Source organism: Janthinobacterium sp. NFX145, from assembly GCF_049810325.1.
Lineage (GTDB): Bacteria > Pseudomonadota > Gammaproteobacteria > Burkholderiales > Burkholderiaceae_D > Janthinobacterium > Janthinobacterium rivuli.
The window spans coordinates 380,899-407,605 of sequence record NZ_CP187360.1 but is presented as its reverse complement, the minus strand read 5'-3'; the positions used below and the strand labels follow the sequence as shown (position 1 = coordinate 407,605).

Here is a 26,707-nt window from a genome sequence, read left to right as displayed (position 1 = left end):
AAGCACAATGTATTTCAATGAACTGGGCATACTGCGATGGATCCACATCATCTGCATGGTGTACTGGCTGGGTGGCGAGTGGGGCGTCTTCCAGACCTCCTACAACGTCATCAACCGCAAGCTGCCGATGGAAGAACGCAAGCGCCACATGGAAACGGCGTACCGCATCGACATTCTGGCGCGCAGCGGCATCATCATGCTGCTGCCGCTGGGCCTGCACATGGGCCACCTGTGGGGTGTGCAGCCGTTCGGCGGCAACTGGCTGACGCTGATGTGGGTGCTGTTCGCCGGCTGGCTGGGCCTGGCCTGGGCGGCATTCCTGTACCGCGAGTCCGACACCGGCTTGAAGCTGACGCAGATCGATGAAAAAATCCGCTTCCTCGTCATTCCCGTGCTATTCATCTGCGCCGTCGCCTCGCTGCTCGGCTATGGCCCCTTCCTGGCCGGCGAAAGCCAGAAGTGGTTCGCGGCGAAAGTGCTGATTTACTCGCTGATGCTGGTGATCGGCCTGAAACTGCGCTTCATCATGCGCGAGTGGACCGTCATGTTCCGCCGTCTGGCGGTGGAAAAAGACACCGTCGGACTCGAAGCGGTTCTCGAACGCTCGATCCGCACGGGCCGCCGCCTGGCCTATCTGTACTGGATCGGCATCGGCACCGTGGCGTTCCTGGCCGCCGTCAAGCCATTCTGAGCAAGGACACACCATGAAACACAAGACCATCCGCGGCACCATCCGCTACACCAGCAACAAGCCCGAGCGCCTGGGCCAGGAACGGGGGCGCGAGTACTTCATGCTGACCGACCAGGCCGACGGCGTGCGCGTGATGCACGCCCACTGCGAGATCGACGATGCGCCCAACGTCATCCGTGATGTCGTCATGAGCCTCGACCCCGAGTGGTACCCGATCGACTGCTCCGTCAGGCTGACGGTGGGCGACAAGTATGAAGGCACGGGCCTGATGCGCTTTTCGCCGACCCAGGCCGATTGCGAGACCAGCAACCGGCGCGACGGACGCATCACGCAAACCATCGCGCTGCAGGAGCGCGTGCGCTGGCTGGGCGCCCACCCGATCTGCGGCGACGCCCTGTGCCTGCGTATCTACGACCTGGCACAGGGTCCCGGAAAACAAGCGTTCCCGCACCTGATGCTGACCTCACCCGATCATCGCGGCGCCACCGGGCCGATGCTGTTTGCGCTGGGTTTTGGCCTGGAATTCATCGGCCGGGAAGAAGTCACCGTGGCCGCCGGCACCTTCCCGGCACTGCATTTCCGTTATATCGACACGGCCGGCGAGTTGCCGCAGGAGCATCCGCCGTACGACGTGTGGTGCACGGACGATGGCAATTACATATTCCTCAAGGGCTGCGTGGGCGGCTACATGCAGACCTATTATGAACTGGTCGAATTGAGCAGCAACGCCTGACGCCACCGCGCCAGCTGAAAAGGGCCGCGCCAGCGATACCGGCGCGGCCCTTTTTTTCATCGCGCGCGGTCAGCCCGCCTTCTGGCGCAGCATGTGCGCCACCGTGCGCGGACAGCCCAGGGCCAGCGCATCGGCCTGGCGCCGCCCTTCGTAAGCCTGCACCATCTCCAGGTTCGACAGGTGGCGCAATACGCCCGCGCTGTCGTCGATGCCATTGCCGCCGATCAAGTCGCGCGCGCCGCGCGCCGCATCGAGCGCCGTGGCGCAGGCGTGGCGCTTGACCATGGCCGTCATTTCCGCCGTCGCCAGCCCTGCTTCCCGCAGGCGTCCCAGGCGCAGACAGCCCTGCAGGGCCATGGCGATGCCAGCCTGCATGTCGGCCAGCTTTTGCTGCACCATTTCGCTGAAGGCCAGCGGCTGGCCGAACTGGCTGCGTTCGAGCGCATGCCGGCGCGCCGCATGCCAGCAAGCCTCGGCCGCGCCCAGCGCGCCCCAGGCCACGCCGTAGCGCGATGCCGTCAGACAGGTTTCCACGGCGACCGCGCCGCCATCGGGCAAGAGTGCCTCGCGCGGGCAGAAGACCTGTTCCATCACAATGTCGCCATACAGGGCGGCACGCAGGCCCGCGCTGCCGTGCAGCACCGGCACCGTCAAGCCCGGCATGCCCTTGCGCAGCACGAAGCCACGCGCCACGCCATCGGCGTCGCTGGCCCACACCACCAGCACATCGGCCAGCGGGCCGTTGGTGATGCGGCGCTTGACACCATCGAGCAGGTAGCCACCCGCCACGCTGCGGGCGCGCAGCGGCCGTTCGCCGTCGACGAGGCCAAAGCAGCCGACCATGGCGCCGCTGGCGAGGCCCGGCAGATACTGCTGGCGCTGTGCGGCGCTGCCGCACAGCCAGATCGCCTGCATGACCAGCGAGGGCTGCACGCACAGCATCGAGCGGTAGCCGGAATCGACGCGCTCGATCTCGCGTGCCAGCAAGCCCTCGGCTACCGCGCCCAGCCCGCTGCCGCCCTCGCTGGCGGGCAGCCAGGCGCCCAGCAAGCCTTGCCGGCCCATTTCGCGAAACAGGGCCGGGTCTGCGCGCGCGCTGCGAAAGCGCTGCGCCACGCGCGGCGCCAGGTGATGTTCGGCGAAGGCACGCGCATTGTGCCGCAACGCGTGCTCGCCAGGACTCAACTGCTGCTCCAGCAATAAGGGGTCACTCCAGTCAAACGCCGTCAGATCGGCAGGCATGGTTCGCGCTCCTTGCGGGGTCGGTGGCGCGCATGGCAATGCGGGCGCCGGAAATGCGCACGCCGGACACAAGGGTCCGGCGTGCGCTTGAACAGGGCGCCGCATGGAGCGGCGCCGGGATGCGTCAGAAACCGTAGTTCACCGTCACGCCATACTGGCGCAGCCGTGGCAGGAAATCGACGGCGGTGCGGCGGAACGTGAGCGGATCAAGGTAGCGGAAGCCATTCAATGAAGCGTCGTTATTCGTGGCGTTCTTGACGAAGAAGGTCACGCGCCAGTCACCATTCGTCAGGCCCATGCTGGCATTGACGTGGGTGAAGGCGTCGGCCCAGATCAGGTTCTGGATCTCGGCATAGCGGCGCGACTGGTACATCACGTCGGTGCGGGCAAAGAAGTTCACGCCGTCGTACGACGTCGGCACATCGATGGCCGCCGATACGGCCGCCGAATGACGCGGGCTGCGCGGCAATTCGGCGCCGGCCACCGACATGTTGCCGCCGAAGGCCGTGCCGTTGGTCACTTCCGTCCCCTTCAAGGCGCGGGCATCGGTGAAGGCGTAGTTGCCGCTCAAGGTGAGCCATGGCGTGGCGCGCATCACCACGTCGACTTCATAACCGCGCGAACGCGCCTCGCCCACGTTGTTGACCACCGTGGTGGTGGTGCTGGTGCCCGTGAACGGATTGGTCAGCAGCGACAGATTGGACAGTTGCAAGTCCGAAATGTCATTCTGGAAGACGGCAAAGTTGACGCGCAGGCGACGCTGCATGAATTCGCTCTTCACGCCCACCTCCAGCGCGGTAATGGTTTCGCCGTCGAAGGTGAAGGTATCCACCGGCAAGCCGGCCGTGCTGTTGAAGCCGCCGCTCTTGGTGCCCTTGGCCCACTGGCCGTACAACAGGATGTCTTTGTTGAGCTTGTAGTCGGCCGTCAGGCGCGGGGCGAAGTCCTTGAAGGTCTTGCTGCCGTTGACGTAGCAAACCTTGCCGGCGCTACAGGTGCCGGCGCTGACCAGCGCGGTACCCAGCGGCGTGCCGCCCACTTCGACTTTTTCTTCATTGTAGCGGCCTTCGGCCGAGACCTTAAAGCCTTCGCCAAACGCATATTGCACGCGGCCGAAGATCGCCTTGGCTTCGACCTTGCTGTCGGCTTTTGGACGCAGCGTATCGGCGACGGTTTCCAGCCTGGCATTCTGCGCGATCACGCCGGTGGTGGCGCCGCTGGTGTCTTCCTTGTAGTAAAACACGCCAGCGAGCCAGGTCAAAGGCTGGCCTTGCTTGGAAACCAGGCGCAGTTCCTGCGAACCATAGCTGAGCTTGTCGCGGTCATACGTCAGCCACGAGGTGCCGGGATAGCCATAGCCAGGCGAAAATTGCGTGCCGTCATACGACTGGTCAGCGCCCAGGTTGCTATGCTGGCTGGTATAGGCCGTTTGCGAGGTGACGGTCATGCCGTTGTCCAGGTTCCAGTTCATGGTCAGCGAACTGCGTGTCATCTTGCGGTTCAGCCCTGCAATATCGCCATAGCTGATGCCGGTGACAGGGTCGGTGTAGTGCTGCAGGTCCGCTTCGTTGCGCACCAGCGTGGTGCCGCTATGCGTCGAGGGGCCGCATGGCCAGCCGTTGGCGATAGTCGCGGCCGAGGCCTTGACGTTCGCGTCCGGCAAGCCGGTCACGGGATTGTTGCCGACGATGTTGATGGTGCGGCCATTGCAGGTGCTGCCATTGGCGACATTGCTCGATCCGTTCTGGCTGGTGACGATGCCGCCTGCCTGCTTCGGTATCGGGCGCGCCACGGCGGCGAACATGCCGTCGCGGTCTTTCGCGTAGTCCAGGCTGACCACCGCGTCAAAGCGCGGCGATGGCTTGTACAGCACTTCGGCACCAATCGAACGGGTACGCTCATTGCCCAGCTTGTTGCCCGTCTGGCGGTTCGTGTACTGGCCGCCGAATTCATAGCTCTTGGCGCGAATGCGCGCCGACAGCGTCTCGGAAATCGGCACGGTGACGGCGCCGAAGACGGAACGTTCGCCGTCGCCGGCGATCGTCACGCTCAATTTCCCGGCCTTCTCCTGGCCCGGCTGCTCGGTGATGTAGTTGATGGCGCCGGCATACGTCGAACGGCCATACAGGGCCGACTGCGGACCCTTGATGACCTCGATGCGGCGGGCATCGTCAAGCAGCAGGCCCAGCGCCGCATCGCGCACGAAGACGCCGTTGACGAACACGGACACTGGCTGCGGCGCTTCCGGGCGCAAGGCGGATACGCCGCGGATCACGGGACGCTCGGACGTGCGGCCGTAGTCGGCCGAATAGCTCAAACCAGGGGTGAACAAGGACAGGTCGCTGAGCGAGGTGATGCCGCGCTCCGTCAGGTCCTTGTCGGTCATGGCGCGGATCGACAAGGGCACGTCTTGCAGGCGTTCGCCCACCTTGCGTGCCGTGACGATCACTTCCTGCAGCGCTGACGGCGCTTCGGCGGTGGTGCTTGCCACTCGCTCTTGCGCATGCACATGGACTTGCGACTGAATGGCCAGTGTGGCCACCAGCAATGGTGAAAATCGTTTATTCAAAAACATTTCTTTCCCCTGGTTTGTATCGACGCTGAAATTTGTCCGGACATATAATATGTCCGGACATTTAATACGATCAGGAAAGCGATGTCAAGAAAAACGGGGAGCCGCTTGCGCGGCGGGCGCCATGCGGCAATGCGTCATGGCACCGCGCCAACCAGCCATGGCGGGCGGCGGCGCGAATGAGCGCAGGGGGAAATGGATGGGTGCAAAAGCGCCTGGCGTCACAGGCAAAACGCTGCACGCGTTGTAATGGCATCACACTGCCGGCAAGGCAGCAAGGCGAAAAACGCGGCTCGGTACAGGATTAGCGCAGCACCAGCTTCAACGCCGGCTTTTCACCGTAGTCTTCATAGCGCTCATTGATGCCAGCGATACAGAACGTGATTTCTTCCAGCAAGTCCGGCACTTGCGCCTTCATCGCTTCCGCATCCTGCACAACGATGTCGAGCACTTCGTTTGGTTTCAAACGGAACTGCGTCATGTTTTCGTCGTCGCGCAGATAGCTGAGGCAATCGACCCAGGCATCCATGCTGTTGCCGTAGAACGCGGGGAAACCGAAGGCTGGCACGCATTGCGCGTGAAAGCTCGCTGCGTCGGTGATGTCTTTTCCATTCAGGATGGCAGTGGCCATATCTTCCTCAGTTCTTCAGCGACAGCACGTCCTGCATGTCGAACAGGCCGGTCGGCTTGTCGGCCAGGAAACGCGCGGCGCGCAAGGCGCCGTGGGCGTAGGTGACGCGGCTGCTCGACTTGTGGCTGATCTCGATGCGCTCGCCGATGCCGGCAAACAGCACCGTATGGTCGCCGACGATATCGCCGCCGCGGATGGTGGCAAAGCCGATGGTCGACGGGTCGCGTTCGCCCGTCACGCCTTCGCGGCCGTACACGGCGCATTCCTTCAGGTCGCGGCCCAGGGCGCCGGCCACCACTTCACCCATTTGCAGGGCCGTGCCCGACGGCGCATCGACCTTGTGGCGGTGATGGGCTTCGATGATCTCGATGTCGTAGCCTTCGGACAGGCTTTTCGCGGCCAGTTCCAGCAGCTTCATGGTGACGTTCACGCCCACGCTCATGTTCGGCGCGAACATGATGGCCGTCTTTTCGGCGGCGGCGGCAATGGCGGCCTTGCCAGCGTCATCGAAACCGGTGGTGCCGATGATCATCTTGATGCCGTGCTCGGCGCAATACGCCAGGTGCTGCAAAGTGCCTTCGGGACGCGTGAAGTCGATCAGGTAATCGGCGCCGGCCAGGCCGGTGGCCAGGCTTGACTCGATCAGCACGCCGGCAGGTTTACCGAGAAAGGCGGCGGCATCCTGGCCGACGGATGGTGAACCAGCACGGTCGAGCGCGCCGGCGAGAACAGCGTCAGGCGCGTTGCTGACGGCTTCGATCAGGATATGGCCCATACGGCCGCTGGCGCCAGCGATGGCAATTTTCAGTTCAGTCATTTTATTCTCTTACAGCAACTTATTTGGTGGGTTCGGCAGCAGGTGCAGGTGCAGGCTCGGCGGCAGGCGCCGTTGCGGGTGCGGGTGCGGGTGCGGGTGCAACTTCAGGCTTGCTCACAGGAATGGCAGGGGCGGCGTCGGCCGGCACCGGCACGGCGCTTGGCGCCACGGGCGATGGCACGGCGGCGGCAGGCGCGTCGGCCTTGGCAACCTTGGCGAATGGCGACGGACCGGCGATGCGGTCGATGTATTCTTTCTCTGTCGGCAAGTTGCCGCCTTCGAAACGTTCCACTTTGCCATCCTTGCCGAAGTACACGACCACGCGGCTGCTGGTGGTTTCGCCACTGCCCCGGGCCAGGCGGAACGGATAATCCCAGCGGTCGGCATGGAAGATATCGGTCAGCAACGAGGTGCCGAGGACGAAACGCACCTGGTCGCGCGTCATGCCCACTTTCAACTGGGCCAGCATCTCTTCGGAGACAAAGTTGCCTTGTTGAATGTCAGGACGGTAGGGCGAGAAAAACCACATGAATTTTTGCAGCGGCGTGATGGTGGTCGTTTGTGCGCCCTGTTCGGGGACCAGTTCCTTGCCTTCTTTTTGAGCAGCTGCCGGCTTTTCGCCCAGAATGCCACGGCTGGCGCAGCCGGACATGGCCAGCGCGACACAGACCATGCCTGCCACGACTGGTGCTCGAAATGAAATACGGTGCCAGAGAGATGGCAATACAGCCGGTGTTACGCGCATAAATGACCTCAATTGGATGAACAAAACGCCAGGAGTGACCGGCCCGCCAAAAAAAAGCATATTTTGGCACTCCCCGACAAAACGCTATATGATAAAGCACCTGACCCACATACGAGCAACAAACATGAGTAACAATCCTAGTGATCTCAAGGCAAGCGGCCTGAAAGCCACCCTGCCACGGCTGAAGATACTCGATATCTTCCAGAGTAGCCCGGTACGCCACCTGACCGCGGAAGACGTATATAAAATTCTGCTGGCCGACAATATGGATGTCGGTTTGGCAACTGTCTACCGCGTCCTGACGCAGTTCGAACAGGCTGGCTTGCTCAACCGCAACCATTTTGAAACCGGCAAGGCGATTTTCGAACTCAACGAAGGCTCCCACCACGACCACCTGGTGTGCCTCGACTGTGGCCGGGTCGAAGAATTCTTCGACGAAGAAATCGAAATCCGCCAGCAAAAAGTGGCCGAGGAGCGCGGCTTCAAGATCGCCGAACACGCCCTGGCCATCTACGGCAACTGCACCAAGACAGCTTGCCCGCACAAAACCGCCTGATCCACGCTTGCCGCTCCCACCGGAGCGGCAAGCGTCAGGCAGTACGATCAATGATGGCTGAGTGCGCTTGACAGCAACTTGGCCGTGATATCGACAATCGGGATGACGCGCTCGTAAGCCATGCGCGTCGGTCCGATCACTCCCAGCGTTCCCACGATCTTGCCGTTGACTTCATACGGCGCCGTCACCACGCTCATCTCATCCATTGGCACCAGGTTCGATTCGCCGCCGATGAAAATCTGCACGCCCGTCGCCTTGCTCGACACGTCGAGCAGCTGCATCAAACCCGTTTTTTGCTCGAACATGTCGAACATCTGGCGCAGCGAATGCATATTCGAGGACAGATCGCTCACGCTGAGCAAGTTGCGCTCGCCGGAAATCACCATGTCGTCGCTATGGTCGGCCATCGCTTCGCTGCCCGCTTCCACGGCCGCCTGCATCAGGCTGCCCATATCGTCGCGCAGCTGGCGCAGCTCGCCCTGCAGGCGCACGCGCACGGCGTCGAAGGACAGGCCGCCATAATTCTGATTGATATAGTTGGCCGATTGCACCAGTTGCGCCGGCGTATAGTCGGCTTCCGTCAGCAATAAACGGTTCTGCACGTCGCCGCCGGGAGCGACGATGACGAGCAGGATGCGCTTTTCGGACAGGCGCAAGAATTCGATTTGCTGGAACACGGATTCGCGGCGCGGACTGAGCACGACGCCGGCAAACTGCGACAGCGACGACAGCATCTGCGCCGCGTTGGCGATGGTTTTTTGCGGCTGCGGCGTCTGCAGGCGCATGCGCGACTCCACCATGTGCTCGTCCAGGTGCCGCACGGTCAGCAAGGTGTCGACAAAAATGCGGTAGCCGCGCGGCGTGGGGATGCGTCCGGCCGAGGTGTGCGGACTGGACACATAACCAAGCTCTTCCAGGTCAGCCATGATGTTGCGGATCGTGGCTGGCGACAGGTCGAGGCCGGAAATTTTCGACAAGGCGCGCGAACCAACCGGCAGGCCGTCGGCGATATATCGCTCGACCAGGGCTTTCAGCAGTGTTTGGGCACGTGTATCGAGTTGCATGGTGTTTTATTTAGGCAAGTATTTCTTAGCAAGTATTTTTTAGAAAAGCGGCAACGAAAGCGGCCGAACGTGCAGCAACAGCGCCTATTATGCACGTTCGCCCGTCCCGCGGCGATCAATCTTCCAGTTGCCCCTGCAGCCACAACAGCAATTCATCAAAGTTGGCGCAGATGGCGTCGGGCTGCACGCCGGCGGCCAGGTGGGCATCGCTGCCCTTGCGGTTCATCCACACGGCACGCATGCCCGCCCCCTGCGCTCCCGTCACATCGAAATACAGATCGTCGCCGACATACACGGCTTCATGGGGCGACACGTCCAGCGCGGCGCAAGCGGCCAGGAAGATGCTGGCGTCGGGCTTGGCCACGCCAAAGTCGCTGGCGGCGATCGATACCTTGAAATGCTGCGCCAGGCCGATAATTTCAAGGTCCGCATTGCCATTCGAGATGGAGCCGACCAGCATGCGTTGACCCATCCAGGCCAGGCCCGGCAAGACGTCGTCATATGGCTGGACGCGATGACGGGCCGCAAGGAACTGCGCGATGGCGCCGTCGACCAGGGCGGGATCCTCGCCGGCCGCCTCGAAGGCGGCCAGCAGGCCCGCGCGGCGCAACTCGATCAGGTTGCCATGGAAATGCGGTTGTTCATTGAGCATGGCCAGACGGTGCTGGCGCAGCAGCTCGATGGAAAACTGCTGCGCCACCTTGGGTGCATGCGTGGCCAGCCAGTCGTGCAGCAGGGTTTCGGCGGCGGCAATCACGGGCGCGATGGGCCACAAGGTATCGTCGAGGTCGAAGAGGATGGCCTTGGGCGGCACGGCGGGTTTTACAGGAGCAAGGGACATGGGACTCACAATGGGATGCTGCGTCACAGTGCGCAGGGTATAGCTATTGTCGCACCGATCGCCGCCGCCGGCATGGCTGCGCCCCCGTGAAATGGGGCCGGGCCAGCGCTTCCCGGCGAAAAATTGTTACAGGGTGATACAAGGCAAGATCATTCAGCTTGCCAGATAGACTAAAATAGGCGCCATTCCAATGCGGCGCCAGCGTCCGCGTTGCGCTACCCAACCTAATTCGTTTTGGAGACTGTATGAAAAATTTGTACCTGCGCTCGATGCTGGCGGCGGCTTGCGCCGCCACACTGGCAGCCTGCGGCGGCAGCGGCGGCAACCTGTATCTGCAAGTCCAAGTCTTCGGCCTGGCCAAGGATGGCCTGATTCTCCAGAATGACGGGGAACGCTTGCCGGTTACTGCTGGCCTGTCCACCGCTGTTTTCACCAAGCTGGTCAAGAACGATGACCGCTACGACATCACCATCGCGCAACAGCCCAAGGGCGCCGTTTGCACGATTATCAATGGCGTCGGCAAGGCATCGAGCTACTCCGTGAGCACGGCCCAGGTGAACTGCAAGACCAACACCTACCTGCTTCGCGGCACGGTCACGGGCCTGAGCGCCGATGGCTTGCGTCTGGTGATGGGCTCCAACGGCACCACCCTGCTGGCTGGCGCCACCGCCTACGAATTCAGCGTTGATGACGGCGCCGCGTACGGTATTTCCATACTGGCTCAGCCAACGGGCCTGAAGTGCCGCTTCCAGGGTTCCAGCAGTGCGGACGGCAGCGATACGGTCGGCACGATGGGCTCCGCCGCCACGACTGCGGCCACACTTGACTGCACGCCGCAGTAATCCTTGCGATCCGTCACCTATTTTTTGGAGAAATACATGAAGTTATCCTGCTTGCGCCCACTCGCCGCACTGCTGCTGACCCTGGGACTGGCCGCTTGCGGCGGCAAGGCCTCGTATGACGTCAGCGGCACCATCACAGGCTTGAACAATGAAGGACTGATCCTGGCCAATGGCAGCGACACCCTGCCGGTTCCTGCGGGGAAAACAGAGTTTACCTTTATCAAGCGCATCGACTATGGCACCGACTACAACATCACCGTCAATAAACAACCAGCCCACATGACTTGCGGCATCAGCGGTGGTTCCGGTTCGGCTGGCCATTACATCAATATCAGCGCCGCGGTTACTTGCTCGCAAAACAAATATACCGTGGGCGGCACGGTTTCCGGCCTGACGGTGGACGGCCTGGTGCTGATTAACGGCAGTACGACAACAACGGTGGCCAAGGATGCCACGACCTTTACCATGTCCGGCTCGGTCGCCTATGGCGACACCTATGGCATCAGCGTCTCCGAAACCCAGCCAAAGGGGCTGAAGTGCACGGTACAGCCAGGTACAGGCGGCGGCACCATGGGTGAAGCGAATGTGACGACGGTGCAGGTCGTTTGCAATCCGGCCTGAGTGGCGGCAACGGTAGCCGCTGCGCGGCTACCGGGAAGAGATATCACGGAAATCTATAGTTGATATTCCAAAGATAAATTGGAGTTATATGTGGCGACGCAGCATAATGCATCTGTCTCCTCCAACTCTTCCAAGAATTGGATTTAGCCCGCTTTTACCAGCGGGCTTTTTTTTGCCCAAAATTCCTCAAACGGGTTTATTCAAGCCCGGCTGCAACATTTGCACGATGCTGGAGAAATCCTGCTGCGCATAACCGGCTTGCGCATGCATCTGGTACAACTGCCGCACCAGCCCGCCCAAGGGCGTGGGCGCGTTCGCCGACAGGGCCGACTGCTGCGCCAGGCCCAGGTCTTTCAGCATCAGCGCCGTGCCGAAGCCGCCCGTGTAATCGCGCGACGCGGGCGTGCCGTCCATGACACCGGGCCACGGGTTGTACACTTCCAGGGTCCAGTTGCGGCCCGAACTCTTGGCCATGATATCGGACAATACTTTCGGGTCCAGGCCATGCGCCACGCCCAGGTTCAGCGCCTCGGCCGTCCCCGCCATCAAGATACCCAGCAGCATGTTGTTGCAAATCTTCGCCACCTGGCCCGCGCCCGCCTCGCCCGCATGGAAGATATTCTTGCCCATCTTTTCCAACAAAGGCCGCGCCTGCTGCAAGGCCGCTACACTACCGCCGACGATAAAAGTCAGGGTGCCAGCCGCCGCGCCCGCCGTGCCGCCCGAGACGGGCGCATCGATCATGGCAAAGCCGCGCTCGCTGGCCGCCTGCGCCACTTGCCGCGCCACATCGGCGGCGATGGTGCTGCAATCGATGAACAAGGCGCCAGGCTTGGCCGAGTCCAGCACGCCGCCTGCCGCCAGGTACAGTTCCTGCACGTGCTTATTGGCTGGCAACATGGTGATGACGGCGTCGGCCGTCTGCACGGCAGCGCTGGCGGACGCAGCCGCCGTGGCGCCCGCCTCGACCAAGGACGCCACTACCGCCGGCGCCAGGTCGAACACGGACACGTGGAAGCCGGCGGCCACCAGGTTGCGGGCCATCGGTGCACCCATGTTGCCCAGGCCGATGAAAGCGATATGTTGCATGGTAAAAATCTCCTGTTGTTCTTTTAATGCAGGTCGCGCAAAGGATGGCTATCCCATGGTGCCGCGAAATATTCATTGAGATACGTCTCGCTGACCTCGGCCAGGCTGGCCGGCTGCCACTGCGGCGCGTTGTCCTTGTCGATCAGCAAGGCGCGCACGCCTTCGCGGAAATCCGCATGGGCGCAGCACTGCACGGCCACGGTCAGTTCCAGCTGGAACACTTGCGCCAGACTCATGTGGCGTGTGCGGTCGCGCATGGCCCAGACCAAAGCGGCGGAACTGGGCGCGCCCTTGTCCAGCGAGTGGGCCGCCTTTTGCAGCCAGGCCGAATCGCCGTCATACGCGGCAATGGCGGCCACCACTTCAGGCAAGGTGGGCGCTTGCGTCAGCACGGCGATGGCGTCGAAGTTGGCGCGCACTTCCGAGACGGGCAGCATGGACGCCGGCGCCGAGAAGCCGCGCAGCAAGCGGTTCAGCTGCTCGCTGTTCGCCTGCGGGCTGGCTTGCCATTGCGCCAGCGCCAGCGAGTCGAGCACCATGGCGCGCTCTTCCTGGCGCAGGAAATAGTCGCCCAGACCGGTGAACAGGGCGTCGGCCGCGTTCATCGGCGCCCCCGTCAGCCCCAGGAACAGTCCGCTGCGCCCCGGCATACGGCCCAGGAACCAGCTGCCGCCCACGTCGGGGAACAGGCCGATCGTGATTTCCGGCATGGCGATGCGCGTGCTTTCCGTCACCACGCGATGGCTGGCGCCCGCCATCAGGCCCAGCCCGCCGCCCATGACGATGCCGCCGCCCCACACCAGCAGCGGTTTCACGTACGTATGGATGCGGTGGTCGAGCCGGTATTCCTCGGCAAAGAAGGCCAGCGCCTGCGGGTTCGGCACGACATCCGGCTGCTCGACCACGGCCGTGCGCAGGCTGCGCACGTCGCCGCCGGCACAGAAGGCCTTGTCGGTCGACGATTGCAGCACCACGCAGGCAATGGCAGCGTCACTGGCCCAGCGCACGAGGGCGCCATCGATGGCACGTATCATGTCCAGGGTCAGGGCGTGCAGCGACTTTGGCGCGTCGAGGGTGATGACGCCCAGCTTCATGCCGCCGGGACAGTCGCGTTCTTCTATCTTGACGGTCTCAACCATTCTTCCACTCCGCCGGACGTTTTTCCAGGAACGCTTGCACGCCCTCTTTCTGGTCTTGCGTATCGAACAGACCGAGGAACAGGGTGCGCTCGTCGGGCAAGGAATTGACCAGCGGATGGCTGCGCGCGCCCTGGATCAGGGTCTTGCAGGCCGTCACGCTGCTGGGGCTCTGGTGCGCCACCTTGGCGGCCAGGGCCAGCGCCGTGGCGGCAGCCTTGCCGGTTGGCACGACTTCCTCGACGAGGCCGATGGCCAGGGCCTTGGCCGCATCGACTCTCTCGCCACATAAAATCATGCGCTTGGCCCAGCCTTCGCCCACCAGCCACGGCAAATGCTGCGTGCCGCCCGCGCACGGCAGCAAACCGACCGATGCTTCCGGCAAGGCCATCTGCGCGTGTTCTTCGGCGATGCGGATGTCGCAAGCGAGCGCGCACTCGAGCCCGCCACCCATGGCATAGCCATTGATGGCGGCGATGCTGACGCCGCGAAACGCGGACAGCGCCTCGAAGGCCTCGCCAAAGGCGGCGGCCATGGCGAACGCCGTGTCCTTATTGCCGTCGGCAAACACTTTCAGATCCGCACCGGCCGAGAAGAACTTGGCGCCGCCACCCGTGATCACCAGCGCATACACGTCCGGATCCGCATTCAGGTCGGCCACCAGCTGCGTCAGCGCGTTCAGGCTGGCCAGGGTCCACGTATGGGCTGGCGGGTTGTCGAGGGTCACCAGGGCCGTATGGCCACGGCGTTCCAGCAGTAAATTTGTATACACTTTGCTCATCGTAAGGTCTCCGTGGCGCCGTCTTTCAAAATCGCTCGCGCGACGATCAGGCGCATGATTTCATTCGTCCCTTCCAGGATTTGATGCACCCGCGTGTCGCGCACGTGGCGCTCGAGCGGATACTCGCGGATGTAGCCGTAGCCGCCATGCAATTGCAGCGCATCGTTGGCAACATTAAAACCGACATCCGTGGCGAAACGTTTTGCCATGGCGCAATAGGCTGTCGCGTCCGGGCTTTCCTGGTCGAGTTTCCAGGCCGCCAGGCGCACCATCTGGCGCGCCGCCACCAGTTCCGTCAGCATGTCGGCCAGCTTGAATTGCAGAGCCTGGAATTGCGCCAGTTCGCGGCCGAACTGCGTGCGCTCCTTCATGTACACCTGCGCCCGCGTGAGGGCCGCCTGCGCCGTACCCACCGAGCACACGGCGATATTGATGCGCCCGCCATCGATGCCCTTCATGGCAATGGCAAAGCCTTCGCCTTCCGCGCCCAGCAAGTTACCGACAGGAACTTTCACCTGGTCGAAGCTGATGATGCGCGTGGGCTGGCTGTTCCAGCCCATCTTTTCTTCTTTCTTGCCATACACGATGCCGGGCAAATTCGCCGGCACGGCAAACGCGGAAATGCCGGCCGCGCCCTCGCCGCCCGTGCGTGCCATGACGATCAGCATGTCCGTCTGGCCCGCGCCGGAAATGAAGGCTTTCGTACCGTCGAGTACATAAAAGTCGCCATCCCTGACGGCTTTCGTGCGCAAGGATGCCGCGTCGGAACCCGATTGCGGTTCCGTCAGGCAATAGCTGGCCAGCTTCTGGCCGGCGGCCAGGGCCGGCACCCACTCATCGCACAGGGCTTCCTGGCCCCAGCGCGACAGCATCCAGGTGGCCATGTTGTGGATGGTGATGTAGGCCGTGGTCGAGGTGCAACCACCAGCCAGCTCTTCAAACACGATGGCTGCATCCTGGCGGGAGAGGCCCAGGCCGCCCCAGCGTTGCGGCGTGTACAGGCCGCAAAAGCCCATCTCGCCCGCCTTGGCTATCGTTTCCACAGGAAAAATCGATTCCGCGTCCCAATGGGCCGCGTGCGGCGCCAGTTCGCCTTCGGCAAACGCGCGCGCCGCCTGCTGGAACTCGCGCTGCTCGTCGCTCAGTTCAAAGTCCATGCCAGCTCCTTATTTCAGGCTGATGGTGGTGTTGACCTTGCCCACCGAGGCAGCGTCCGTGAACCAGCGCTGGGTAATCGTTTGCGTCTGCGTGTAGAACAGCACGACTTGCTTGCCGAACGGACCCAAATCGCCCAGCTTGGAGCCGCGCGAACCCGTAAAGCTGAACAGGGGAACGGGCACAGGGATGGGCACGTTGATGCCAACTTGTCCCACGTCGATTTCTTCCTGGAAATAACGCGCGGCCGCGCCGCTTTGCGTAAACAGCGCCGTGCCATTGCCGTTCGGATTCGCGTTGACCAAGGCAATCGCTTCATCGAGCGTGTCGACTTCGACGACGATCAGCACGGGGCCAAAGATTTCCTGGTCATACACGACCATGCCAGGTTTCACGCCAGACAGAATCGTCGGTCCGACGAAGTTGCCATTCGGGTAGCCATCGACCTTGACGTCGCGGCCATCGAGGGTCAGTACGGCGCCCTGTTCGATGCCCTTGGCGACCAGGCTGAACACGCGCTCTTTTGCGGCGCAGGAAATCACGGGACCCAGGTCCGGATTGTCCTTGCCCGCGCCCACCGTCAAGGTCTGCGCCTTGGCGGACAGTTCCGGTAGCCATGCGCGCGCTTCGCCCACCAGCACGGCGACGGATGCGGCCATGCAGCGCTGGCCGGCGGCGCCGAAGCCTGCGCCCAGCAGCTGGTTCAGGGTCTGTTCTTTATTGGCATCCGGCAAGACGACGGCGTGATTCTTGGCGCCCATCATGCATTGCGCGCGTTTGCCGTTCAGGCTGGCGCGCTGGTACACATGCGTGCCCACCTTGCTCGATCCCACGAACGAAATCGCCTTGATGTCCGGGTGGTCGCACAGGGCATTGACGACGTCTTCGCCGCCGTGTATCACGTTCAGCACGCCGGCCGGAATACCCGCCTGCAAGGCCAGGCGCACGAGTTTTTCCGTCACGAGCGGGTCTTGCTCCGATGGTTTCAGCACGAAAGTGTTGCCGCAGGCAATCGCCATCGGGAACATCCACAGGGGGATCATGGCGGGGAAATTGAACGGGGTAATGCCGGCGCACACGCCCAGCGGTTGCATCACGCTGTAGGTATCGACGCCGCCGGCCACGTTTTGCGCATATTCACCCATTTGCAGGGTGCCGATATTGGCCGCATGCTCGACCACTTCCAGGCCACGGAAGACGTCGCCTTCCGCGTCGAGCAGGGTCTTGCCCTGTTCCATGGTGAGCGTCGCGGCCAGGTCGGCCATGTTTTCACGGATCAGCTGCTGCAATTTGAGGAAAATGCGGGCGCGCGCGCCAATCGGCGTCTTGCGCCAGGTTTTGAAGGCGCGCTGGGCCGAGGCGATGGCCGCATTGACTTCGTCCGGCGTGGCGAACGGCACCTTGGCCAATACTTCCTGCGTGGCCGGGTTGACGACGTCGCGCCAAACGGTGGTCTGGGATTCAACCCACTCGCCGTTGATCAACAGTGGAACGGTCGGAATTGCAGTTTGCGTGGTCACTCGGTGTCTCCTTGTGTGGGTATCAGTCTGTTTGCATTATTCGCACAATCGCCGCCGCGAACAAGGCGTGAAAATGCGAGATAATGCAAAGCTGAATCTGTTAATCTGCAAATGTTGTAAATTTGCAGATTCCACAAACCGGGGAAGAGGAAACGCAATGGCAAAGGTTTTCATGGGCGTGCGCCTGCAGCGGCTGCGCGAGGAACGGCGCATGACGCAGGTGGCGCTGGCCAAGTCCCTGGGCATTTCACCCAGCTACCTGAACCAGATGGAGCGCAACCAGCGCCCGCTGACGGTGCCGATTTTGCTGCGCATCGGCACCGTGCTGGGGGTCGATCCGCAAATCTTTTCCGAACACGACAGCGCCAGCCTCGTGGCCGACGTGCGCGACGTGTTCGGCGAATTGCCGGACGCGCCGCCCACCTCGATGGCGGAATTGAAAATGCTGGTGGAAAACATGCCGGAACTGGCGCGCTCGATTTTGCTCTTGCAGCGGCGCTACCGGGTGATGGCGGAACGGGCCGACACGCTGGCCGCGCGTCTCGACGACGGCAGCCGCGGCGCCAGCTCGGCGGCTCCGTCCACGGACGAGGAAGTGCGCGAATACCTGAACCGGCGGCAAAACTACATCGATGAGCTGGACCGGGCGGCGGAACTGGTGGCCGGTGAACTCGATCCGCAGCTGCGTGCGCTCGACGCACTGCAAGGCCGCTTGCTGGAGCGCCACGGCATCGCAGTGCGCTTGTCCGATGGCGACGCGGGCATGGTGCGCAAGCACCGCTACGACGCCCAGCAACAGATATTGTGGCTGCCCGACACCCTGACGGGCGGCCAGCGCGCCTTCCAGATGGCGGCGCAAATCAGCCTGCTCGAACACAGCGAGCTGATCGACGCTCTCGTGCTGGCGGCGGGATTGTCCGGCGCAGCCGCGCAAACGGGCGCGCGCCTGGCGTTTTCCAATTATTTCGCGGGCGCCCTGCTGATGCCCTACCAGCGCTTCCTGCAGGCGGCAGAAACGCGCGCCTACGATATCGAGCGCCTGGCGCACCAGTTCGGCGTGGGTTTTGAAGCCGTGTGCCACCGCCTGAGCACCATGCAGCGCCCCGAGGCGGCGGGGCTGCCGTTTTTCTTCGTGCGCGTCGACCGCGCGGGCAATGTCTCGAAGCGCCAGTCGGCCACGGACTTCCACTTTTCAAGGGTGGGTGGCACGTGCCCGCTGTGGATCGTCTATGACGCCTTCAGCCATCCGGGCCAGGTACTCACGCAAGTGGCCAGCATGCCGGACGGCTGCACCTATCTGTGGATCGCGCGCCAGGTCAGCACGGCGTCGCCAGGTTTCCGCGCGCCGGGCAAGACCTTTGCCGTGGCGCTGGGCTGCGACATCTCGCAGGCGCACCGCTTGATCTATTCAAAGGGACTCGATTTGCACGATCCGAGCAGCGCCACGCCGATCGGCACGGGCTGCAAGGTGTGCGAGCGCCAAAGCTGCCCGCAGCGGGCGTTTCCGTCGCTGCTGGCGCCACCACCGGCATCGGCCTGATTTATTCGACGACTCTTGCGCGCAGCGTATCGAACTCGCGCGTAAATTCCGCGCGCCAGTCGCGCCGCGTGCTGTCGTCTATCCAGGCCGCGTCGAGGCCATTCAACATGAAGCCGCGCATGTCATCGAGGCCGAAACCGAATTCGCGCATCATCATCCAGGCGCCCGTCGGCGTCACGTGGTGCAGGGTCGGATCGTCCGTGTTCGGATGCAGTTTCAGGCCCAGCTTGGCCATGGCGCGGATCGGGTGGTCGAGCGCCCAGCGCTCGGGCGCCAGGGTGCGCAAGTAATACGAATTGGTCGGCACGACCGTAAATACGAGACCGCGCTCCACACAGCGCTGCGCCAGCTCCGGGTTGTCGACGATGGTGTAGCCATGGTCGACCCGGTCCACCTGCAGTTGCTCGATGGCCGTCGCCACGTTCATCCACGGCATGCCGAATTCGCCCGCATGCGCCGTGCATTTGAATCCGGCTGCGCGCGCGGCGCGGTAAGCTTCGATGAACAACTCTGGCGGACGGTCGTTTTCGCGGTAGTCGATGCCGATGCCGATGACTTCCGGCGCGCGGTGCGCCTTCATCCATTCCACCATTTGCACGGCTTCCGCAGGGGCCGCTTCGCGGTCGATGCTGGGGATCAAACGGCCGATCACGCCAAAGTCGCGCTGCGCGTCGCGGATGGCGGCCACGATGGCGTCTTGCGCCGCGTCATAGCGGATGCCCGAGACGCGCACGGTGCCGGTCGGGTTCCAGAAGAACTCCGCATAGCGCACGCCGTGGCCATGCACGTCTTCCAGGTATTCGTAGGCCAGGCAATACAGGTCCGTCGGCGAGACGATAAGGTGCGCATCGAGCGCGCGCAGCACGCGCAGCACGCCGACGGGCTTGTCGCCGCGCGTGTAGAAAGAGTCGATTTCCTCGGGGGTCACGACATTGCCCGTCTTGGCGGCCAGCGCGCGGAAAGTAGCCTGGCGCACCGTGCCAAACAAATGGCAATGCAGCTCCACTTTCGGCATGGCGCGTAAAAACTGTTCGATGCTCAGGGGTGAATTAGACATGAAGCTCGTTTCGTAATGGAGTGGATCAGGCGAGGATGCCGGTAAGGCGACGCATCAAACGCTCGATGGCGGCCGGGCCGTCGGCCAGCATCGCCACTTGCGTATTGATGGGCGCGCGGCGCGGCACGCGGAACTCGCACACCGTCATGCCGCGCGTCAGTTCGCCCGTCAACTCGATGGCCACGTGGGCGCTCTGGAACTGGAACAGCTGCGGCGCTTCCAGGTACAGGGCCACCACCGGGTCGTACATGGGCATGGGCACGGAACCGTCGCTGCTGCGGATGCGCACATACGCTTCCAGGTAGCCGGCCAGGCACTGCGCGCGCGGCGTGCCGATGGCGCGCAGCTGCCGCACTTCCGCATTCGTCACCAAGAGCTGGCGGCACAGGTTCAAGCCGAACATGCGCAGTGGGATGCCTGCCTGGAAAACTTGCGCGGCCGCTTCCGGGTCCGCATAGATATTGAATTCGGCCGCCGCCGTATGGTTGCCCTGGTCGGTCGAGCCGCCCATCAAAATGATTTCGACGATTTTGTCCGCGATATCGGGCGCCTTGGCCAGCGCGGTTGCGATATTGGTCATCGGCGCAATCGCCATGATGGTGATCTGGCCAGGATACTTGCGCACGGCGGCGATCAGCGCGTCGACGGCGTGGCCGGGAGCGTCCGTGGCCGCGCCCGGCGGCAGGATTTCTCCCGTCGTCGGCATGCCGCTGTCGCCGAGGATGCGCTGCGCCGTTTCGATGACGCCCGCCAGCGGCTCTTCGCAGCCGCAGTAGATCGGCACCGTCAAGCCGTCATGGGCCTTGATGCGCAAGGCGTTGTCGTAGGTGATGGCGACGGGCGCATTGCCCGCCACCACGCTCACGCCCAGCCACTCGATAGCGGGATTGCTGCCCAGGAGCAGCATCGTTAGCCAGTCGTCGAAACCGGGATCGGTATCGAGCCAGATCTTTTTCAAGGGTTTGTCCATGATGGTTTCCAGTCGAAGTTAGGCACCCAGCCACAGGGCGCTGTCCGCAGGCAGCACGAACGACACGGCCGTGCCTTCGCGCCAGGCGGCGCCACCGGCCGCGCAAATGCCCTTGACCTGGCCCAGCGGCGTTTGCAGCAGGTATTCGACGGTGTCGCCGAGGAAGCCGCGCGCCAGCACGGTGCCCGGATACTGGCCCGCCGCGTCATCGGCCGCGCACACGCGCACCTTGTCCGGACGCCAGCCCAGCACCGTGGTGCCGGCGGCGACGGGCGACGTGTACGGCAGGCTGGCGCCCGCGTGGTGCAGCGCGCCGTCGCGGTAGTCGAACAGGTTTTCAAAGCCCATGAAGTTGGCGACAAAGCGCGTCGACGGCGTATTGAAGACGGCTTCCGGCGCGGCCAGCTGCTCGATGCGCCCGCCGTTCATGACGACGATGCGGTCGGACAGGGCCAGCGCTTCTTCCTGGTCGTGCGTCACGTACAGCATGGTGATGCCCAGTTCGCGCTGGATGCGGCGCAGTTCGGCGCGCATCTGCACGCGCAGCTTGGCGTCCAGGTTCGACAGCGGTTCATCGAGCAGCAGCAAGGCAGGTTCGACGACGATAGCGCGCGCCAGCGCCACGCGCTGCTGCTGGCCGCCGGACATCTGCGCCGGTAAACGCGTCTCGAACCCCGTCAGGCCGACGGCGGCGATCACGGCTTCCACCTTGGTTTTCAGCAGGGCCGGCGCGACCTTGCGCAGGCGCAGGCCAAAAGCGATGTTGTCGTACACGTTCAGGTGCGGGAACAGCGCGTACGACTGGAACACCATGCCGATATTGCGCTTGTTCGGCGCCAGCTTGCCGATTTCGCGGCCATCCAAAATGATGCGGCCCGACTGCAGCGGCATCAGGCCGGCGATGGCGCGCATGGTGGTGGTCTTGCCGCAGCCGCTGGGGCCCAGCAGGGAAATCAGTTCGCCCTGCTCGACGTGCAGGTCCAGGTCTTTCACGGACGTCGTGTTCTTCGCGTAGCCGAGGTTCAGCTTGTGCAGTTCCAGATAACTCATGGTGTGTAGCCTCTTACATGTATTTAGAAATGCCCAGCACCTTCTCGGTCACCATCACGAAGGCCATGGTGAACAAGACCAGCAAGGTCGACAGGGCAGCGATCGACGGGTCGAAGCTGTTTTCCATATGGCCCAGCATCTCGATCGGCAAGGTGCTGATGCCGGGGCCCGTGAGGAACAGCGACACGGGCACCTGGTTGAACGAGGTGACGAAGGCGAGGAAGAAGGCGGCGATCACGGCGTTGCGGATATTCGGCAGCACGATCATGAAGAAGGCCCGCAGGCGCGACGCGCCCAGGGTGATGGCGGCATCTTCGATATCCACGCGCAGGTTGACCAGGCTGGCGTACACGACGCGCACCGAATACGGAATCAGCAGCGCGATGTGGCCGATCAGCAGGCCCACGTAGACGGGCGCGTTAATCGTCAGCACCAGGTGGTGCAGCAAGCCCAGGCCGACGAGGATGGCGGGAATGATCAGCGGCGACGTCAGGATCTGGCGGATGGCACCGATACCGGGTGGCGGCATGCGCGAAAACGCATACGCGACGGGTATGCCCAGCAGCAGCGCGATGACGGTGGCGATCAGGCCGATCTCCAGGCTGGTCTGGAAAGCGCGGCGGAACTCGGGCGCCGACCATACTTCCAGAATCCAGCGCAGCGAATACGACTCGGGCGGGAAGGCCAGCGTCTCGCCGCCGGAAAAACCGGCCAGCACCACAATGGCGAAAGGCCCCAGCAGGAACAAAAACACCAGCCACAGGACGGCGCGCGAGAATAAGCTTTCTTTCATACGGAGCTCCGGCTCGAGGAAATACGTTTAAGGCCGGCATTCACCAGCAGGGTCATGCAGACGAGGATGACGGCGATGACATTCGCCGCGCCGAAATCACTCTCCACGCTGACCTTCTGGTACAGCAGGGTTTCCAGCATCAGCACCTTGGTGCCGCCCAGGAGGGCCGGCGTCACGTAGGCCGTCACGCAGCCTGTAAACACCAGCGTGCCGCCGACCACCAGGCCTTCCTGCGTCAGCGGCAGGGTGACCTTGCAGAACACTTGCCATGGATTGGCGCCCAGGGTAGCGGCGGCCGGCTCGACGTCGCGCGGCAGGTTTTCCAGCGCGCCCGCCAAGGACATCAGCATCAGCGGCAGCAGCAATTGCAGCAGGCCGACAAACACGGCAAATTCGCTGAACAGCAAACGCAGGGGCTCTTCCGTCAAGCCCATGTTGACCAGTGCCGCGTTGACGGCTCCGTTACGGCCCAGCAACACGATCCAGGCGTAGGTACGCGCAATCGGCGAGACCATCAGCGGCAGGATCATCATGCCCACCACCAGCCCGCGCCACTTCGGCGACACGCGCGCCACGGCTTGCGCGGCAGGATAGCCGAGGATGATCGAGGCCAGGGTCACCAGCGCGGCGATGCGCAGGGTGCGCCAGAAGATGGTGCGGTTGAATTCCTGCGAGAAGAAGTCAATGAAGCGGTCAACGCCCCACTGCATGCCGTCGCCGACGCGGAAGGCGTCGACCAGCAAGGCCAGCACGGGCAGCAGGAAGCAGACGACGATAAAGATCAGCGCCGGCAGGACCAGCAGCAGTCCCAGGCGCTTTTTTGGATCAGCAAACATGGTGTTTTCTCCTCGTCACCACTATTTGCTCATGGCCTTGTTCCACTGCGTCATCCAGTTGCTGCGCTGCTTGATGATGGTTTCCGGCTTGACGAATTTGAGCGAATTGATCTGATCGGCACCGTAGGTATTGAATTGCGCGGCAGCCACGGACAGGCGCACGTCCTTGTTGACGGGCGAGTCGACCAGGTTGGTCGCCAGCTGCGTCTGCACTTCCTTGGACAGCCAGAAATCCATCAGCTGGTACGCCAGGTCCGCATTCTTCGAGCCGGCCACGATGCCCATCACATTCATGCCGGCCGCCTGGCCTTCGGCCGGGATGCTCCATTTCAGGGGCAGGCCCGTCTTGAGCATTTGCGACCACGTAAAGCGCGCCACGGGCGCGGCCCAGATTTCATCCTGGGCGAACAGCGCGGCCAGCTGCGCGCTATTTTTCGAGAACGTGACGACGTTGCCCTTCATGCCGACGATCTTCGCAAAGCCGGTGGCGTAGTCGTCCGTCTTGCCGCCCCAGGCCGCATCAGCCATGCGCAGCATCAAGGGGCCCTGCGTGGTGCTCACGTCGGGGAAGGCCACGCGGCCCTTCAGTTCAGGGCGCCACAGATCCTTCCACGACGTCAGCGGGGCGATCTTGTCGCTGCGGTACACCAGGCCGACCGAGTACAAGGTATAGCCGACGGCAAAGTTGCCGCCGATGGGGTTTTTCGCCACGTCGTACAGGGCTTTGTAATTGCTCAGCTTGGCATAATCCATGGGCTGGATGACGCCTTTTTGCGCCGCTTCGAGCATGCCGGAATCGGACAGCAGCACCAGGTCGATCACCGGATTTTTGCTGTGCACCACCAGCTTGGCGATGCGGTCCGCGTTATTCCCCGTTTCCACCTTGATATCGCAACCGCATTTGGCCTTGAACGGCTCGTACACATACTTCATGAACAAGGGCTGGGCAATCGGATAGGCCGAAATGACCAGCTCGCGTTTTTCCGCGTGGGCGGCGTTAGCCAGCAAGCCTAGGCTCAACGCCAACATGAGGTGCTTTTTCAAGATGCTTCCTTTCAGGGGACGGCGCTGCGGGACAGCGCCTGTAAAGATGTATCAGACTCAGAAATAATGTCGCATGCCGACGATCAGAACGCTTTGCGTCTTGCCGCCCGAGGCGCCAAAGCCGAACACGCGCGCGAACGTCGCGTCGCCCGCCGCTTTCTGGTAGCTCCAGGTGATGGCCACATCGGTGCGCTTGGACAGGAAGTAATCTGCCTGGAAGTTGACCTGATGCCATTTCGGCGTCTTGTTGATCACGTCATATTTACCGGTGGTAAAGAAATACGAGGCGCCCAGGTTCAGCGCTTCCGTCAGCTTGTGGTTCACGTTCAAGTCCACGTTTTGCAAGGTCAGATTGCTTTGATCGAGGTAGTGGTAGCGCACGTTGGTGTACAGCGCGCCAAACTTGGTCTTGCCCACATTATAAAAGCCTCCCGTGCCGGCGATGGCCTGGTCATTCACGCCGGCGCCGCTGACGGCGCTCTTGTTGAAGATCAACAAGGGGCTGCCATAATCATTGCCGATGGCGCCATTCGGCGCGTCCGGGGCATTCGGATGATCCATCTTGGTATAGGCGACGGCCCAGCTGAAGGCATCGACCTTGTAGCCGGCGCCCATGCTGTAGACGCGGTTGCGGTTGGAATCCTGGGGATTTTCGCTGACACCATACAAGCCCGTGAACGACACGTTGCTGATGTTCGGGCTGACGTACTTGACGGCGTTTTGCACGCGCAAGTTGTTGTAGCCATTGTCGTTGTCGCCGATATGCACGCCGTTACTGGCGATGACCACCGGGCCCAGCAGATCCTTGACGGCTTCGTACTGGCGCCCCAGAGTCAGGGTGCCCTTGTCGTTGCTCGACAAACCCACATACGACTGGCGGCCGAACAGGCGACCGCTTTGCGAGGCCGCGCCCGTCATCACGTTAAAACCGTTTTCCAGCACGAAGATGGCCTTGGTGCCGTTGCCCAGGTCTTCCTGGCCGCGGAAACCGATGCGGGGATTCTGATTGGTGCCGCTCAGCGCATGCGTGCGGCTGCCGTTACCCTCATCCGACACATAGCCGATACCGGCCGACAGCAAGCCATACACTTGCACGCTGCTTTGCGCCTGCGCCGCACCCTGCGCCGCCAGCAAGCCACCCACTACCATCGTTCCCGTCATCCATTTGTTCATCGCCGCCACCCTAAAAAGAATAAACCCTGAGTTTTTTTGGAATTATTGTATTGATGCGTCCCCTGCATGGCGTGCCACCGCGAGTACCGGCGCCGCCTGGCAAGCGCTTCCCTGAAGATTGTTGCCTTCAAGACAAGTAAAGACCAGTCCAGAATATGGTAAATTGCGGGATAAGAAAATTTGTTTATTTTTATAAATCCATTACTTTTTCTAATAAGCAAAACCCATGCATGAGTTGAGCAAGAAGATTTCCTTACGACATTTGCAAGCGTTTGCCACCCTAGCCCGGGTAAACAGCTTCAGCAAGGCTGCACAGGAATTGTGCGTGACCCAGCCAGCCCTCAGCGCGTCGATCAAGCTGCTGGAAAATCAACTGGGAAAAAAGTTGTTTAACCGCACAACCCACCAGCTGGAACTGACGCGCGAAGGCAAGCTGGCGCTCGATTACGCCACGCATTTATTGAATACGGCGAGCAACACGTTTGCCGATATCCAGCGCGCCATCGGCAGCGGCCGGCACCGCATCCGCATCGGCGCGATACCGTCCGCCATGGCGATGACGGCTGTGGTGGTGGCACGCTACTGCGAGCAGCATGGCGACGAAGTGGAAATCGTCCTGTCGGACATGCCCAACGACGGCTTGCTGCACGCGCTGCATTCGGGCCAACTGGACTTTTGCGTGGGCATCGAGGTGCCCGGCTCCGTGTCGCTGGAAAGCGTGGGCCTGTTTGAAGACGAGCTGGTGCTGGTGACGGCGGGACGCCATGCGCTGGCGCCACTGAAGGAAGTGCGCTGGGAGCAACTGGCGGGCCAGGAAATCGTCGTGTTCACCAAGGGCAGCATCTGGGAATTCGCCTCGAGCGCGCTGCGCCAGCATGGCTTGAGCCCGTCGAGCCTGTACCAGATGATACACAGCGAATCGCTGTATGGCGTGGTGCGCGCCGGCATCGCCGTGGGCATCATGCCCAGCCTGTACACGACCTTCCTCAACGACGAGGACTTGCACGTGGCACCGCTGCGCCAGCCCACCTGCAAGCGCAAGATCGCCCTGATGCGGCGCAATGAAATCAGCCGCAACCACCATGTGGACGACTGCTTTTCAGCGCTGCGGCAGGATTTGCAGCAGGTCGACCAGTGGTTTTAAGTTAAGCCAGCACTGCCGGGGTCAGACCCCCGCTCACGTCGGCGCCTGCTCAGACGCCGGTGGT

At 62.5% G+C, this 26,707-nt stretch carries 26 protein-coding genes; 7 read left to right on the top strand and 19 right to left on the bottom strand.

The window, feature by feature from the left end:
- The first annotated feature begins 7 nt into the window (after positions 1-7).
- Positions 8-691, top strand: a complete 684-nt coding sequence (locus ACPJXG_RS01730; protein ID WP_425253201.1) for a hypothetical protein — start codon at positions 8-10, stop codon at positions 689-691.
- Between the two features lie 13 nt (positions 692-704).
- Positions 705-1,424 (top strand): hypothetical protein, encoded by a 720-nt coding sequence (locus tag ACPJXG_RS01725; RefSeq protein WP_425253200.1) that lies wholly within the window; start codon positions 705-707, stop codon positions 1,422-1,424.
- A gap of 69 nt (positions 1,425-1,493) precedes the next feature.
- On the opposite strand, the gene ACPJXG_RS01720 is transcribed toward ACPJXG_RS01725, so the two are convergent.
- The 5 genes from ACPJXG_RS01720 to ACPJXG_RS01700 all read right to left on the bottom strand — a co-directional run bounded on the left by ACPJXG_RS01720 (position 1,494) and on the right by ACPJXG_RS01700 (position 7,359).
- Positions 1,494-2,666 carry an acyl-CoA dehydrogenase family protein gene (locus ACPJXG_RS01720; RefSeq protein ID WP_425253199.1) on the bottom strand — a complete coding sequence of 391 codons (1,173 nt, stop codon included), beginning with the start codon at positions 2,664-2,666 and terminating at the stop codon, positions 1,494-1,496.
- Positions 2,667-2,790: 124 nt separating this feature from the next.
- On the bottom strand, positions 2,791-5,241 hold the full coding sequence (locus ACPJXG_RS01715; RefSeq protein WP_425253198.1) for a TonB-dependent receptor: 2,451 nt from the start codon (positions 5,239-5,241) through the stop codon (positions 2,791-2,793).
- Between the two features lie 301 nt (positions 5,242-5,542).
- A complete protein-coding gene (locus tag ACPJXG_RS01710) occupies positions 5,543-5,869 on the bottom strand; it encodes a barstar family protein (protein WP_425253197.1) in 327 nt (108 codons plus the stop codon).
- Positions 5,870-5,876: 7 nt separating this feature from the next.
- A complete protein-coding gene (gene dapB / locus ACPJXG_RS01705; protein ID WP_035822687.1) occupies positions 5,877-6,686 on the bottom strand; it encodes a 4-hydroxy-tetrahydrodipicolinate reductase in 810 nt (269 codons plus the stop codon).
- A gap of 19 nt (positions 6,687-6,705) precedes the next feature.
- A complete protein-coding gene (locus tag ACPJXG_RS01700) occupies positions 6,706-7,359 on the bottom strand; it encodes an outer membrane protein assembly factor BamE (protein ID WP_425254698.1) in 654 nt (217 codons plus the stop codon).
- Between the two features lie 196 nt (positions 7,360-7,555).
- Between ACPJXG_RS01700 and fur the strand changes: the two genes are divergently transcribed.
- Positions 7,556-7,987 (top strand): ferric iron uptake transcriptional regulator, encoded by a 432-nt coding sequence (gene fur / locus ACPJXG_RS01695; RefSeq protein ID WP_034745717.1) that lies wholly within the window; start codon positions 7,556-7,558, stop codon positions 7,985-7,987.
- Between the two features lie 47 nt (positions 7,988-8,034).
- Here fur and hrcA read toward each other — a convergent pair whose 3' ends face one another.
- Positions 8,035-9,051, bottom strand: a complete 1,017-nt coding sequence (gene hrcA / locus ACPJXG_RS01690) for a heat-inducible transcriptional repressor HrcA (protein ID WP_035822689.1) — start codon at positions 9,049-9,051, stop codon at positions 8,035-8,037.
- Between the two features lie 115 nt (positions 9,052-9,166).
- Positions 9,167-9,892: an HAD family hydrolase gene (locus ACPJXG_RS01685; RefSeq protein WP_425253196.1), complete on the bottom strand. Its 726-nt coding sequence runs from the start codon at positions 9,890-9,892 to the stop codon at positions 9,167-9,169.
- A 245-nt stretch (positions 9,893-10,137) separates the two neighbouring features.
- On the opposite strand from ACPJXG_RS01685, the gene ACPJXG_RS01680 reads away from it, so the two are divergent.
- Both ACPJXG_RS01680 and ACPJXG_RS01675 read left to right on the top strand, forming a co-directional pair.
- On the top strand, positions 10,138-10,734 hold the full coding sequence (locus tag ACPJXG_RS01680) for a hypothetical protein (RefSeq protein ID WP_099403947.1): 597 nt from the start codon (positions 10,138-10,140) through the stop codon (positions 10,732-10,734).
- Between the two features lie 36 nt (positions 10,735-10,770).
- A complete protein-coding gene (locus ACPJXG_RS01675) occupies positions 10,771-11,355 on the top strand; it encodes a hypothetical protein (RefSeq protein ID WP_425253195.1) in 585 nt (194 codons plus the stop codon).
- 186 nt (positions 11,356-11,541) lie between these two features.
- Here ACPJXG_RS01675 and mmsB read toward each other — a convergent pair whose 3' ends face one another.
- Genes mmsB through ACPJXG_RS01650 form a run of 5 tightly spaced genes read right to left on the bottom strand, consistent with a single transcriptional unit; the run spans position 11,542 to position 17,036 of the window.
- A complete protein-coding gene (mmsB, locus tag ACPJXG_RS01670; RefSeq protein WP_425253194.1) occupies positions 11,542-12,444 on the bottom strand; it encodes a 3-hydroxyisobutyrate dehydrogenase in 903 nt (300 codons plus the stop codon).
- Between the two features lie 23 nt (positions 12,445-12,467).
- Complete coding sequence (locus ACPJXG_RS01665; protein ID WP_425253193.1) at positions 12,468-13,583, bottom strand: enoyl-CoA hydratase/isomerase family protein; 1,116 nt, start codon at positions 13,581-13,583, stop codon at positions 12,468-12,470.
- Entirely contained in the window at positions 13,576-14,361 is a 786-nt protein-coding gene (locus tag ACPJXG_RS01660; RefSeq protein ID WP_425253192.1) for an enoyl-CoA hydratase, read from the bottom strand. The genes ACPJXG_RS01665 and ACPJXG_RS01660 overlap by 8 nt, the downstream gene beginning before the upstream one ends.
- Positions 14,358-15,518, bottom strand: coding sequence for an acyl-CoA dehydrogenase family protein (locus ACPJXG_RS01655; protein ID WP_425253191.1), 1,161 nt, complete (start codon positions 15,516-15,518; stop codon positions 14,358-14,360). The genes ACPJXG_RS01660 and ACPJXG_RS01655 overlap by 4 nt, the downstream gene beginning before the upstream one ends.
- 9 nt (positions 15,519-15,527) lie before the next feature.
- Complete coding sequence (locus tag ACPJXG_RS01650) at positions 15,528-17,036, bottom strand: CoA-acylating methylmalonate-semialdehyde dehydrogenase (RefSeq protein WP_425253190.1); 1,509 nt, start codon at positions 17,034-17,036, stop codon at positions 15,528-15,530.
- Between the two features lie 157 nt (positions 17,037-17,193).
- Between ACPJXG_RS01650 and ACPJXG_RS01645 the strand changes: the two genes are divergently transcribed.
- Positions 17,194-18,576 (top strand): short-chain fatty acyl-CoA regulator family protein, encoded by a 1,383-nt coding sequence (locus ACPJXG_RS01645; protein ID WP_425253189.1) that lies wholly within the window; start codon positions 17,194-17,196, stop codon positions 18,574-18,576.
- Position 18,577: 1 nt separating this feature from the next.
- Here ACPJXG_RS01645 and ACPJXG_RS01640 read toward each other — a convergent pair whose 3' ends face one another.
- The 7 genes from ACPJXG_RS01640 to ACPJXG_RS01610 are packed head-to-tail and all read right to left on the bottom strand — an operon-like array spanning position 18,578 to position 25,487.
- Positions 18,578-19,633: an adenosine deaminase family protein gene (locus tag ACPJXG_RS01640; RefSeq protein WP_425253188.1), complete on the bottom strand. Its 1,056-nt coding sequence runs from the start codon at positions 19,631-19,633 to the stop codon at positions 18,578-18,580.
- A gap of 25 nt (positions 19,634-19,658) precedes the next feature.
- Positions 19,659-20,603, bottom strand: a complete 945-nt coding sequence (locus ACPJXG_RS01635; RefSeq protein WP_425253187.1) for a nucleoside hydrolase — start codon at positions 20,601-20,603, stop codon at positions 19,659-19,661.
- An 18-nt stretch (positions 20,604-20,621) separates the two neighbouring features.
- Positions 20,622-21,653 carry an ABC transporter ATP-binding protein gene (locus tag ACPJXG_RS01630; RefSeq protein ID WP_425253186.1) on the bottom strand — a complete coding sequence of 344 codons (1,032 nt, stop codon included), beginning with the start codon at positions 21,651-21,653 and terminating at the stop codon, positions 20,622-20,624.
- A 13-nt stretch (positions 21,654-21,666) separates the two neighbouring features.
- On the bottom strand, positions 21,667-22,446 hold the full coding sequence (locus ACPJXG_RS01625; protein ID WP_035822719.1) for an ABC transporter permease: 780 nt from the start codon (positions 22,444-22,446) through the stop codon (positions 21,667-21,669).
- Entirely contained in the window at positions 22,443-23,282 is an 840-nt protein-coding gene (locus ACPJXG_RS01620; RefSeq protein ID WP_278317217.1) for an ABC transporter permease, read from the bottom strand. Before ACPJXG_RS01620 ends, ACPJXG_RS01625 begins: the two co-directional genes overlap by 4 nt.
- 21 nt (positions 23,283-23,303) lie before the next feature.
- The gene (locus tag ACPJXG_RS01615) at positions 23,304-24,326 is read right to left on the bottom strand and encodes an ABC transporter substrate-binding protein (protein WP_425253185.1); all 1,023 of its coding nucleotides are present in this window, start codon (positions 24,324-24,326) and stop codon (positions 23,304-23,306) included.
- Between the two features lie 57 nt (positions 24,327-24,383).
- Positions 24,384-25,487 (bottom strand): porin, encoded by a 1,104-nt coding sequence (locus tag ACPJXG_RS01610; protein WP_219308696.1) that lies wholly within the window; start codon positions 25,485-25,487, stop codon positions 24,384-24,386.
- A gap of 238 nt (positions 25,488-25,725) precedes the next feature.
- On the opposite strand from ACPJXG_RS01610, the gene ACPJXG_RS01605 reads away from it, so the two are divergent.
- Positions 25,726-26,643 carry a LysR family transcriptional regulator gene (locus ACPJXG_RS01605; protein WP_034778821.1) on the top strand — a complete coding sequence of 306 codons (918 nt, stop codon included), beginning with the start codon at positions 25,726-25,728 and terminating at the stop codon, positions 26,641-26,643.
- The last annotated feature ends 64 nt before the right edge of the window (positions 26,644-26,707 follow it).